Source organism: Streptomyces sp. NPDC005794, from assembly GCF_042871445.1.
In the GTDB taxonomy this organism is placed as follows: domain Bacteria; phylum Actinomycetota; class Actinomycetes; order Streptomycetales; family Streptomycetaceae; genus Streptomyces.
Genome location: NZ_JBIAIN010000027.1, coordinates 93,288 through 104,802, shown reverse-complemented (window position 1 = coordinate 104,802; position 11,515 = coordinate 93,288). Strand labels below are relative to the sequence as shown.

The 11,515-nt window shown below is 68.2% G+C and carries 12 protein-coding genes; 9 read left to right on the top strand and 3 right to left on the bottom strand.

What is annotated here, in order from left to right; all coding sequences use genetic code 11:
* The first annotated feature begins 108 nt into the window (after positions 1-108).
* Both ACFYQ5_RS32565 and ACFYQ5_RS32560 read left to right on the top strand, forming a co-directional pair.
* A complete protein-coding gene (locus ACFYQ5_RS32565) occupies positions 109-378 on the top strand; it encodes a hypothetical protein (protein WP_389202827.1) in 270 nt (89 codons plus the stop codon).
* Positions 379-383: 5 nt separating this feature from the next.
* Positions 384-1,370 carry a TniQ family protein gene (locus ACFYQ5_RS32560; RefSeq protein WP_389202825.1) on the top strand — a complete coding sequence of 329 codons (987 nt, stop codon included), beginning with the start codon at positions 384-386 and terminating at the stop codon, positions 1,368-1,370.
* Between the two features lie 285 nt (positions 1,371-1,655).
* On the opposite strand, the gene ACFYQ5_RS32555 is transcribed toward ACFYQ5_RS32560, so the two are convergent.
* Positions 1,656-2,948 (bottom strand): IS256 family transposase, encoded by a 1,293-nt coding sequence (locus ACFYQ5_RS32555; protein WP_389202823.1) that lies wholly within the window; start codon positions 2,946-2,948, stop codon positions 1,656-1,658.
* Positions 2,949-3,064: 116 nt separating this feature from the next.
* Between ACFYQ5_RS32555 and ACFYQ5_RS32550 the strand changes: the two genes are divergently transcribed.
* Both ACFYQ5_RS32550 and ACFYQ5_RS32545 read left to right on the top strand, forming a co-directional pair.
* Entirely contained in the window at positions 3,065-3,556 is a 492-nt protein-coding gene (locus ACFYQ5_RS32550; RefSeq protein WP_389202822.1) for a hypothetical protein, read from the top strand.
* The gene (locus ACFYQ5_RS32545; RefSeq protein ID WP_389202820.1) at positions 3,553-3,963 is read left to right on the top strand and encodes a hypothetical protein; all 411 of its coding nucleotides are present in this window, start codon (positions 3,553-3,555) and stop codon (positions 3,961-3,963) included. Before ACFYQ5_RS32550 ends, ACFYQ5_RS32545 begins: the two co-directional genes overlap by 4 nt.
* A 331-nt stretch (positions 3,964-4,294) precedes the next feature.
* Here the strand turns inward: ACFYQ5_RS32545 and ACFYQ5_RS32540 are convergent, their stop codons facing one another.
* Positions 4,295-4,930, bottom strand: a complete 636-nt coding sequence (locus ACFYQ5_RS32540; RefSeq protein WP_389202819.1) for a TetR/AcrR family transcriptional regulator — start codon at positions 4,928-4,930, stop codon at positions 4,295-4,297.
* A 91-nt stretch (positions 4,931-5,021) separates the two neighbouring features.
* On the opposite strand from ACFYQ5_RS32540, the gene ACFYQ5_RS32535 reads away from it, so the two are divergent.
* The 5 genes from ACFYQ5_RS32535 to ACFYQ5_RS32515 all read left to right on the top strand — a co-directional run bounded on the left by ACFYQ5_RS32535 (position 5,022) and on the right by ACFYQ5_RS32515 (position 10,221).
* Positions 5,022-6,464 (top strand): amidase, encoded by a 1,443-nt coding sequence (locus tag ACFYQ5_RS32535; protein ID WP_389202817.1) that lies wholly within the window; start codon positions 5,022-5,024, stop codon positions 6,462-6,464.
* A gap of 639 nt (positions 6,465-7,103) precedes the next feature.
* Positions 7,104-7,805: a DNA/RNA non-specific endonuclease gene (locus ACFYQ5_RS32530; RefSeq protein ID WP_389202816.1), complete on the top strand. Its 702-nt coding sequence runs from the start codon at positions 7,104-7,106 to the stop codon at positions 7,803-7,805.
* Between the two features lie 46 nt (positions 7,806-7,851).
* The gene (locus ACFYQ5_RS32525) at positions 7,852-8,463 is read left to right on the top strand and encodes a hypothetical protein (RefSeq protein WP_389202815.1); all 612 of its coding nucleotides are present in this window, start codon (positions 7,852-7,854) and stop codon (positions 8,461-8,463) included.
* 234 nt (positions 8,464-8,697) lie between these two features.
* Positions 8,698-9,552 carry an alpha/beta fold hydrolase gene (locus ACFYQ5_RS32520; protein ID WP_389202814.1) on the top strand — a complete coding sequence of 285 codons (855 nt, stop codon included), beginning with the start codon at positions 8,698-8,700 and terminating at the stop codon, positions 9,550-9,552.
* A gap of 75 nt (positions 9,553-9,627) precedes the next feature.
* Entirely contained in the window at positions 9,628-10,221 is a 594-nt protein-coding gene (locus ACFYQ5_RS32515; RefSeq protein WP_389202812.1) for a DinB family protein, read from the top strand.
* A gap of 23 nt (positions 10,222-10,244) precedes the next feature.
* Here the strand turns inward: ACFYQ5_RS32515 and ACFYQ5_RS32510 are convergent, their stop codons facing one another.
* On the bottom strand, positions 10,245-11,507 hold the full coding sequence (locus ACFYQ5_RS32510) for a glycosyltransferase (RefSeq protein WP_389202810.1): 1,263 nt from the start codon (positions 11,505-11,507) through the stop codon (positions 10,245-10,247).
* Positions 11,508-11,515 lie beyond the last annotated feature (8 nt).

Here is an 11,515-nt window from a genome sequence, read left to right as displayed (position 1 = left end):
TCGACACACCCCACCCAACGCCACACCACCGGTCCGGGACACGCCCGGACCGGTCACATCATACGAATCAACGACCCGCGAAGTCCGGGCCTAGAAGAATGGCAGGCAGTGATCAGCACACTGGAGGAGTCGCTGCGGCTGCACCGCCACCGCCCCGGCACGCTCCTTGCGCTCGACGCCTACCTGCACGAACGCACCAGCGGCCTGATCGGCAGCCTCTCCCAGCTCATCCGGGAGGCGGCCATCGAAGCGATCGACAACGGGGCCGAGAGAATCACCAAACGTCTCCTCGACTCGGTCGAACTCGACCACACCGTCGAACAGGCCAGGACCAAGAAAGCCGCCAAGAAGCCGACACGCAGAACGAAGGCGGCCTGACGTCGGTGAAGCCCTGGGAAGAATCAGTCCGGCTCCTGCCCGTCCCACTTCAACCCATCCACGGCGAAGTGCTTGGCTCCTACCTGCACCGCCTCGCCGCAGCTAACCGGATGAGTTCGGCCCGCCTCGGGCAGTGCCTATCTCCCCACAGCAACCCATTTTTCACCAGACGCACGGATGCCTTGCGACGCTGGACACCAACAGCACTCCCGCGGCTGGCGACCATGACCGGCGTTCCGATCGAAGTGCTGCAACGCTCTCTCCCCGCCTTCGTCCGTCTCGCCGCCCGCGCCAACGGCACCGGAGAGCCCGTCCACGCCCACTACGACCTCTACGTCGTCTGTCGGCACTGCATGCTGCGACATGGCATCCACGAGCCCGTACTCGCACACATGGCTGAGGGCCTTCGGCTCTGCAACAAGCACGCCATCTGGCTCGACGGCGCATGCCACCCCCACGTCGGCCATCTCGACGGACTGATCAAGGCGCAGCGCCAGCACTTCGGGCTGGTCCGTCGTTTCCCCGGCACCATCGACATGGCCACGAAGGAGGCGGAGAAACTCATCCGCTCCTGGTTGATGACGAACTACCAGCCAACCCTTCAAAAGCGTTGGCAGAAACGGTTGGTGCAGCTCCCTCGGCAGGAACCGCGCTACAGCGACGTGGTCCGCCAACGCCATGATGAGTGGGAGCGCATCGTGACCTATCCCGAGTTCGTCAGCGTCCTGGGAATCATCGCTGATCCACGCTGGCGGGCCCACCGCATCCCCACCGGCCGGCACGTCAGCGTTGAAGATCACCGCGAAGCCATCGCCGTCATTTTCACCGAGGCCGAACGTCGGCTCTCCGTTCCGACGCTCCGTGTCATGCCCGAGCGCCGGACCTTCCACAACGACCCCCTGTTCCGCTGGACCGACCCCCGCGGCAGAGTCCGCTTTCCACGCAGAGACGAACCGCACACCGTCACCCGAAGTCCCAGCCAAGCTGGATGAGCACAGGTCAACCGCACCGCCCGGTGCCAGTTCTACTGGGACACCATGAGGCCAGCGATCACTCGGATTCCCACAACCACATGCACTGGGATGCCAGGGACTCACGGCGTCCCGCTCCAACTGACGGGCCTCTGGTCAGAGGCGTCGCTCTCCGCCACTTCTACTGGTAACGGACAATAACTGTCACTTCGCAGGGATTTCTGTCACCAGTCGCCCGTAGTCGCCGAGCGGTAATCCCCCAGGCCGGGTCTGTCAAACGAGCGGTGTAACTCGGGTTGTTGAGAGTTACTGTCGGGCTGCGGAGAGTCGACCGTCGAAAGTGATGTCGAAGGCGTTCAGGGCGGACTTCCAGCGCATGGTCCAGCGGGCCTGGCCCTTGCCGGTCGGGTCGAGCGACATGATCGCCATGTAGACGCACTTCAGGGCGGCCTGCTCGTTCGGGAAGTGACCGCGGGCCTTCACCGCCCGTCGGATCCGCGCATTCACGGACTCGATCGCGTTCGTCGTGCAGACGATGCGGCGGATCTCGGTGTCGAAGCGGAGGAAGGGAGTGAACTCCTCCCACGCATTCTCCCAGAGCCGGACAATTGCCGGATACTTCTTGCCCCAGACGTCGGCGAACTCGGCGAACCGCTCGAGTGCGGCCTCCTCGGTCGCCGCGGTGTAGACGGGCTTGAGGACCTTGGCGATCTTGTCCCAGTCCTGGCGGGCGGCATACCGGAAGGAGTTTCGCAGCAGGTGGACCACGCAGGTCTGCACGATCGTCTTCGGCCAGACAGTCTCGACTGCGTCGGGCAGCCCCTTGAGCCCGTCGCAGACGAGCATGAGGACGTCGCTCACGCCGCGGTTCTTGATCTCGGTGAGGATGTGCATCCAGTGCTTGGCCCCCTCGCCGCCGTCGCCGGCCCACAGCCCGAGAATTTCGCGCCGGCCCTCCGTCGTCACCGCCAGGGCGACGTAGATGGGCCGGTTAGCGACCGCACCGTCGCGGATCTTCACGTGGATGGCGTCGATGAAGACCACCGGGTAGACGGCGTCCAGGGGCCGGTTCTGCCACTCGGCCATGCCATCGAGGACCTTGTCGGTGATCGTGGAGATCGTCTGCCTGGAGACGTCGGCGCCGTAGACCTCGGCCAAGTGGGCCTGGACCTCGCCGGTGGTCAGGCCCTTCGCCGCGAGTGAAATGACCATCTCGTCGACTCCGGAAAGGCGCTTCTGCCGCTTTTTGACGATTTTCGGCTCGAAGGAGCCCTCGCGGTCGCGGGGCACGGTTATCTCCACCGGGCCGACATCGGTCAGCACGGTCTTGGCCCGGGTGCCGTTGCGGGAGTTGCCGCCGTTCTTCCCCGCCGGATCGTGCTTGTCGTAGCCGAGGTGATCGGTGATCTCACCCTCGAGGGCCGACTCCAGAAGCCGCTTCGTCAGCTGCTGGAGCAGCCCGCCTTCGCCGGTCAGCTGCAGGCCCTCGGCCTGAGCTCGGCCCACCAGCTCGTCAATCAGCCGGTCGTCCACAGACTTCGCCGACACCGCCTCAGACACCTCAACGGTCTCGACCTCGGTCACGTTCTCACTGGTCATCGATGCATCCTCCATGATCGGGAGTTACACCGAACGTTTTACAGTCCCCCCAGGCCCTGGCTGTGTGAGCCACTAGGTTGCTGTGCGTGGAGACACGGGGGGAGAGGTATCGGTATGTGGGTCCGGCTGAGCTGAAGGTGCTCGTCCGGGCGGGTGGTGAGGGGCGGAGCATCCGCTCGTCGGCGGACTTCGGCGAGTGGATCTCGGCGCTGACCCTGGACGAGTTGGCCGAGCCGTTCACGTTCGTCGTCGATGGCGGCGGGGTGCTGCGACTGGCTCCGCGCCGCAGTGAGCACGTGGTGTGCGCTGGCGGCGGAGAGGTCCTGAGCGCCGGTGAGATGAGCTTCCGCGAGGAGTCTGGGCGGTGGGTGGTCGAGGAGGTCAGCAACCAGTCGACCGGCTACTGCCCGGACATCAGCTCATGGCCCGCCGTGGCCGAGGCTCTGGATCGGATCGGGATCCATCGACCGCCCGGATTCACGCACGAGGTCGTCTTTCGCCGATGCCACTCCTGCCGGGAGCTCAGCATCGTGCGGGAGAAGGACTTCGTATGCGTCTTCTGCGGCGAGGACCTGCCGCAGGAGTGGAACGTTGGGGAGCCCGGGTGACTGGTCAGACCGCGAAGATCGCATCGCTCTGCGAGTGCGGCAGCATGGCGGTGCGGCAGGTGAACCAGTTCATCCTTCACGATGAGTTGTGGTGGGACTCGGAGTTCTCCTGCGGGTCCTGTGGCACCTACCTGTGCGAACACGCTGGTCCGGGACCAGCACCGGATGATGTTCGGGAGACTCTCCTCGCAGCGCATGGGTCCGTCAGACTGCGGCTGGTCGGTTCGGTTCCCAGTCTCGTCCCGGCTTTGAAGGTCTTTCGGGAGGCCACTGCGGCCTCGTTGTCGCGGGCTCGCGAACTGGTCGGGGAACTGAGCCATGACGGTCTGGTGGGGACGTTGTCGGAGATGGAGTTCCTGAAGGCTCGGCTGCAGATGCGTGGAGTTCCCGTCGACGTCGATCGGTAGCTGTTCCGTGAGGGACTGAACCGGAGCGCTCCAGCGCTGGAATCGATCTTGAGCTTGGGCTGGGGCCCACAATGATCAGGCGTCTGCCGTCGGGACCTGGTAGAACCGGGTCCCGGTGGCGCTTGGGTCACGATGAACCGCCCCGGGTTCGGTAGAGATCTCAGATTGTGGTGATGACCTGGGGTTTCGTGAGTTCGGTGTAGTAGTTGGCTTCGCATTCGACGGGTGGGACGTGGACAAGCGGCTCGACCTGGTGCCCGTGGCAGCTCCCCGGCCCTACTAATTCGGTGCAGCTGACACGGCACGCGCAAAGCGATGAGTGCCCTGAGCGTCAGACGGCTTTTCGGGGGCGGATGGTGTCGAGGCGTTCCCAGAGGCCGACAAGATGCGCGTGCAGGACTTCCTCGGCTTCCTCTGCGGTCAAGTGGCCTACGAGTACATGGGTAGTGAGGCCGTCGGCGAGGGCGAGCAGAGTGCAAGCCTCGTGCTGTGGGTCGGGCGGCGTAGCGCCTTCGTCGGGCGAGCCGCTCTCGGTGGCCTCCGTGATGAGGCGGACGAGGAGGTTCTGGAGGGCTGCGTAGCTGGTTCTCAGCGGGCCGGCAAGTGGTTCGCTGACAGCGGCCTGAGCGACGAACGCGAGCCAGATCCGTGCTTCGGCGCGGTGTTCTTCGCGGAGCAGGGCGATCTCGTTGGCCGCGTGACCCAGGGCGGTGGCGGCCGACTGGGCCGGGCTTGCGGCCAGGCGGGTCCTCACACGTTCGGTGATGCGGTCGCCGACGTGGTCGACGGCGAAGAGGAGCATCTCCGCCTTGCTGCGGAAGCAGCGCTGAACGGCGCCCAGTGAGACCTGCGCGCGGGCGGCGACGTCACGCATGCTCACTCCCTCCGGTCCGTATTCGTCGGCGAGGAGGCAGACGGCCTCGGCGATCCGGCGGCGTCGACTTTCGTAGTCCACCTGTTTGGGCATGCTCGGCCAGCCTCCTTATTCCAATACGATCGTATCGCTTCCGGGGTAAGGTCTCGGACACGAGCACTTCGGCATGTGGATGGGAAGCGCGATGATCAGGCAGAACGCCCTGTGGGCAATGACGGCCGCCGCCCAGGCGACGGCCGTCCGAGGCGGAGAGATATCGGCGGTCGAACTGATCGACAGCCACTTGGAACGCATCGCCGAGGTCAACCCACAGGTCAACGCGGTCACGCAGCTGTTGGCTGAGCAAGCCCGCGAGGCCGCGGCACAAATGGACCAGCGGCGAGCGGCAGGCGAAGAACTCGGGCCGCTGGCCGGTGTGCCGTTCACGGTGAAGGAGACCACCCCTGTCGAAGGCGTGCCGACCACACTCGGAACGGCACGCTTCCGCGACTTGGTGGCTCCGGCCGACGCACCCCCGGTGGCCCGGCTCCGCGCGGCGGGAGCCATACCGATCGGCCACAGCAACATGCCCACCCTGGTCCTGGCCGGGATGCACACCCGCAGCGAGCTGTTCGGCGACACCGTCAACCCGTGGAACCGGAGCCGGACCCCGGGCGGCAGCAGTGGCGGTGACGGAGTGGCCGTCGCCACCGGTATGGCCGCGCTCGGACTCGGCAACGATGCCGGCGGATCAGTACGGATCCCAGCCTCGTTCTGCGGCGTGACGGGGCTGAAACCGACCACCGGGCGGTTCCCAGCCGACCACCGCATCCTCGGACCGGACGACCCGGGACCAGCCTCACAGATGCTGGTCACCGACGGTCCCCTGGCCCGTACAGTCGCCGACCTGCGGCTGGCATACGAGGCTCTGGCGGGGACCGACCCACGGGACCCGCGGGCCGTAGCCGTGCCCCTCTACGGCGAACCGCTGCCGGGGCCGGTCAAGGTCGCGGTCGTCGCCGACCCCGGCGGCCACGGCGTCCACCCCACGGTCCACGCAGCTGTCACGGCCGCGGCCGACGCGTTGCGCGACGCCGGGTACGACGTACGGGAGATGGCGGACGTTCCACGGCTGGACGAGGCACTTGAGGCATACGGCCGGATCACCGTGACCGAATTCGCGCCGACCTGGCCGGTGGTGCGGAAACTGCTCGGCGAAGGCGGCGACCGCTACATCCAGATGGCCATGGAGAAGACTCCTCCTGCGAACGCCGCAGAGCTCACGAAGCTGATGGGGGCCTGGCTCGGCATCCGCCGCTCCTGGGCGGAGTTCCTCGACGAGTTCCCTCTGCTGCTCGGACCGGTGTTCACCGAGCCGCCCGTCGAGCCGGGACTGGAGTCACGCGACGAAGCGGGGCGGGAACGGGTCGCCGAAAGCATGCGTCTGTGCACGGTGACCAGCTTCGTGGGCGTGCCCGCGGTCGCCGTGCCGACCGGGGTCACCGACGGTCTGCCATCCGGCGTGCAGATTGTCGGGCGCGCGTTCCGGGAAGACCTGTGCCTGGCCGCTGCTCAGGAGATCGAGGACCGCCTCGGCGTCTTCACGCCGATCGACCCTCGTCCCGAAGTCCCGGCTGCCACGCGGTAGGCGGAGCTTCGACAGCGGGCAAAGAGACGGCCAGGGGTCGACGGGCGGCATGGAGGAGGCAGCATCCGTGCCGCTCACGGCCCCTCCCCGACAGGATGGGGAGGGTTGTCAGCTTGGGAGGATCCTCCCGGCACCCTTGAGCGCCAGACGCCTGAGCCGTGGGCTCTGTTCGACTGCTCCCCACGGCCTCCGCGAGCGATGAGACAGGGCCAGATACCTCACCTTGACTGAGACGGGATCTTCAGAAGCGTCTCGCTCAACATGAGGCACCGCAGGTCAGAGCATCAACCTGCCTCATCCTCAGCGAGACCGGACAGTCGAAGCCTGTCCGTTCCCGGTCTATCTGCGTTTTCCCACCGGGTCTGCAACGTGAAGTGAACGGGTCCCGGACGACCTGCGCGGTGACCGGCCCACCAGAGCCACCTGCCCGCGAGGGCAGTGCCCACCGCTCCGGCTGTCGGATGGCCTGAGAGATCACGACGGATAGCGGGCGGACCGGGACGAGGGGACAGAGCTCCCGGGACGGACCCACCTCACGCCCGAACAGCCCCACCACCGTCCAGATTCGCTGGGCCCTCCACGCTCCGAAGCGTCCTGCCCATCATGAGAAGGCGCAGATCAGGGGCACCTCCGGGCCCGGTGTCCGGCACCGACCACGGGGACGGACTGTCGGTCAGCGACCCCGGCGACCGGTTCGAGCGCGCCGCCGAGGCGAACGCCGTCCGGGCGCTGAGCGGGCCCGTGCCCGAAGCCGCCGTCCAACGGGCCGCCGCCCACTCCCCGTCCGCAGCGCCGGAGCTGCCGGTGCAGCGGGCGTTCACCGGCACTCCGTACGTCACCTACGGCGGGGTGAACGGCAACGGCGTCGGTACCACCATGCACGCCGAACTCTGGCCGGGGCAGCTCGGGCAGGGCTCGGCACCCAAGGAGCAGCCGTCCTGGTGGCCCAAGGGCGGAGCGACCGGAACCTGGTTCCAGAACTTCATGGTGCAGGGACACCTGCTCAACCACAACGTCGGCGGCCCCGGCGTCATGAAGAACATGACGCCGATCACCGCGTCCGCGAACTCGGCGCACCACGCCAAGGTCGAGAAGAAGTTCAAGGACGAGGTGCTGAACCAGGGCCACGTGGTCGAGTACTACGTGAAGGCCGACTACAGCACCCACCCCGCCGCGAAGGACTTCACGACCGGCGACGCCAACGTGGACTCCGACATCGACGCCAACTACGCCGCCAAGCTTGCCGGCAAGATCCACGCCGAGTACACCGTCTACGACACCACGGGCCAGGAACTGGGCCACGCCGCCTGGCTGATCGAGAACAACCGACTGAAGAACTGACCGCACCCGCTGGCGCCGCCGGAGGCGCCGAAGGAGACGTAACTCCGTGATCGACCCCCGTGCCCGGCTGTCCGCGATGATCAGCGACCTGGAGCGCAACCCCCGCGTGGAGCTCCTGGAGGCCACCGTCGCGCCACCGACCCCGCCCGCCGACCTGGAGCTCGCCCTCCGCCTGGCCGACGGCCGTTTCCCGGCGGGCGTCGAGGCCTTCTACCGCGGGGTCGGCGCGGTCCGCCTGACCTGGCGGCACACTGTTCCCGAGCTCCTCGACCACAACCTCTCCGACCAGGGCCTGATCAACCTGCTGCCGTTGCGTCAGGTCCTCGGCGACTGGGAGGGCATCGTCTGGCACTCGGCGCAGGACCAGGAGTTCCGCGCCGTCCGGCCCCTCGACCGGTTCGTCCCCGAGGCCTGCGCGGCACTCGTCCCGCCGAGCGATCACGTCCACTACCACTACCTCGGCGAGGAGCTGTACGACACCGGGTACTCCTTCGACGCCTACCTGGAACGGCTGATCGCCTCCCGTGGCTTCTGGTACTGGCCGCAGACCCTCTGCCAGGGCCTGGAGGACAGTACGGAGGTCACCGCGTTCCGTCGCGTCATGCCGACCGTCTTCCCGGACTACGACGACACCCTGTTCCACCCCGCGCAGCACTGAACCGACCCCTTGGGGGCCCGCCACGTCGGCCGCCGCCCCCAAGGGGCGGTGCCAAGAAGACTGGGCGCGGGTCCTCTCCGGAGAGGACCCGCCCGACCGTGGGCACCGTAGGCCGGAGCCCCGGCCCGGGGCCTGAGCACGTCCCTCCGTACGCCGGTGGGCGCGGCCGGACCTGTCGAAGCTCTCTCGAACCCTTCATCTTGCCCTGAAGATCGTTCTGTTGGAGTCTGAGGCATGCAGAATCTGCCGACATTCGTCCTTGTCCACGGGGCCTTCGCGAACTCGTTCTCGTTCGCGCCGCTGCAGGCCGAGCTCGCCCTGCTCGGGCACCGCTCGGTCGCGGTCGACCTTCCGGGACACGGATTCGAGGCGACCTTCCCCGCGTCCTACCAGGCTCCCCAGGATCTCGACGCCCTCGCCTCCGAACCGGGGAGCATCAAGGGAGTCACGCTCGCGGACAACACCGCCCGGGTGATCGACGTCCTCGAACGGGCCAAGCGGAACGGTCCCACCATCCTCGTCGCCCACAGCAGGGGCGGCATCACGAGCACCGCCGTCGCCAACGCCCGGCCCGACCTGATCGACCGGATCGCTTACGTCGCCGCCTGGTGCCCCGTCGAACTGGACGTGAGCGGCTACTACGCCCAGCCGGAGATGGCGGAGGTCGACACGGGTTCCTTCGCTGCCACTCTGGTCGGGAACCCGGCCGAACTCGGTCTGCTCCGGACCAACTTCCGCACCGCCGACCCGGCGGCGCTCGCCGCGTTCAAGCGAGCGTTCGCCGCCGACCTCACCGATGACGAGTTCCGGACCTTCCTGAACACCTTCCAGCCCGATGAGAACCTCGACGGCGGTACGTCCGCCGACCGGGCACAGGCCATGACCTGGGGCCGGATTCCCAAGACCTTTGTGCGCCTGGCCGCCGACGCCAGCGTTCCGCTCGCCGTGCAGGACCGCATGATTCGCGAAGCCGACGCGCTCACACCCGACAACCCCTTCGACGTCCGGACACTCGAGGGGAGCCACCTGCGCTGGCTCGTCCACCCGAAGCCCGCCGCCGAACTGCTCGCGAACCTCGCGAAGCCCTGACATTCCCCCAGGAACGCAGACCCTCGGTGGGCCTCCTCGGAGCCCACCGGGGCCCGGAGCGGCAGACTTGGCTCCATGACCACACCTGATGCCAAGTCCGACCTTCACTTCTACCTGCAGTCGGCCCGCGACGCCCTGTTGTGGAAGCTCGAAGGTCTCTCCGAGTACGACGTCCGACGCCCCGTGACGCCGACCGGAACGAACCTCCTGGGCCTGGTCAAGCACGTGGCCGGTGTGGAACTGGGCTACCTCGGCGACACCTTCGGACGTCCGTCGGGTGAGCCGCTGCCGTGGATCGAGGAAGGGGCCGAGCCCAACGCGGACATGTGGGCGCCCGCCGACGAGTCACGCGAGCAGATCGTGGGGCTCTACCACCGGGCCTGGGCGCACGCGGACGCGACGCTCGACGCCCTGCCGCTGGACGCGGTCGGCACGGTGCCGTGGTGGCCGAGCCACCGGGCCGAGGTGACGCTGCATCATGCCGTGGTACGTGTGATCGCCGACACCCACCGGCACGCCGGGCACGCCGACATCGTCCGGGAGCTCATCGACGGCGCCGTGGGGATGAGCGAGGGCAACGACAGCATCCCGCCGGGCGACGCGGCGTGGTGGGAGAACCACCGGAGCCGGCTGGAGCGCGCGGCCCACGAAGCCGGCCGGGACGCGTGACGCCAAGTTGCTTCTCCTCGGATTCACCCGGCGCCCTCCGCGCCGATGTGGGTGAGCACCGTGGCGGCGCCGTCCTCTGCTGCGATGCGGTGGGCGAGTTCGGTCGCTCGGCGTCGGTGGGCCGGCTCGGACAGGCAGACCGTGATCGCGTCACTGAGGGCCTCGGCGGTCAGGTCCTGGAACGGCACAGGCCTGGGGGCGACTCCCAACGCGTACAACCGAGACGCCCAGAACGGCTGGTCGGCCATGACGGGAACAGCCACAGCGGGCACTCCGGCCCGCAGCCCGGCCCCGGTCGTACCCGCCCCGGCGTGATGGACGACGGCGGCGGTACGAGGGAACAGCCAGTCGTGCGGGACGTCGCCGATGGCCAGGACGTCGTCGCCCCAGCCACTCAGTTCGGCCCACCCCGCCTGCACCACCGCACGCACACCCGCCCGCCGCACCGCCGCAGCCACCAGCTCACTGAGCCGTTCCCCCTGCCCTGGCGCCATGCTGCCGAACCCGATGAACACCGGTGGTGGCCCGGCCTCGAGGAAGTCGGCCAGTTCGGCCGGGGGTTGCCATCCGTCCGGCCGCGCGGGCCACCAGTAGCCCGATACCTCGACCCGCGACGGCCAGTCCTCGGGGCGCGGCACCACGAGCGGGCTGAAGCCGTGGAAGACCGGCCGGACGTCCCCCGATGCCGATGACGATGACGATGACGATGACGATGACGATGACGATGACGATGACGCGCCGGCACCGGGCAGCCCGAGGTGGGCGCGCAGCCGGGTCACGGCGCCCGCGAAGACCCCTTCCGCGCGCCTCACCACGTCCCGGCCTGCGGCGAGGTTGGCCTCCGGCCCCGGGCCGCCGGCGGTGCTGCGTGCGTGGGGCAGCGCGAACTCTCCGGTGGCGAAGGCCGGTACGAGGTACGTGCCGATGACAGGGATGCCGAGCGCTTCGCCGGCCGTCCGGCCGAGCGGTGCCGGGCCGGAGGCCGTGAGCAGCAGGTCGGCGCCGCCCGCCACGGCTTCCGCCACCCCGTCGGCGATCCCGTCCGCGTACGCCCTCGTCATCGCCTGGGCCTCCTCCCGCGACGCCGCCCGGGACCAGTCCCGGATCAGCCCCTGCGGGTCTCCCGGCACAGGACGATGGTCGAGACCACACCCGTCGATGAGTGTGGCGAAGGACGGGTGAGCGGCCATGGCGACCTGATGGCCGGCGTCCAGCAGGCGCCGCCCCAGGCCCGTGAAGGGCGCGACGTCCCCACGGGAACCGGCAGTGATGATCAGAATCCGCATGCGGCGAT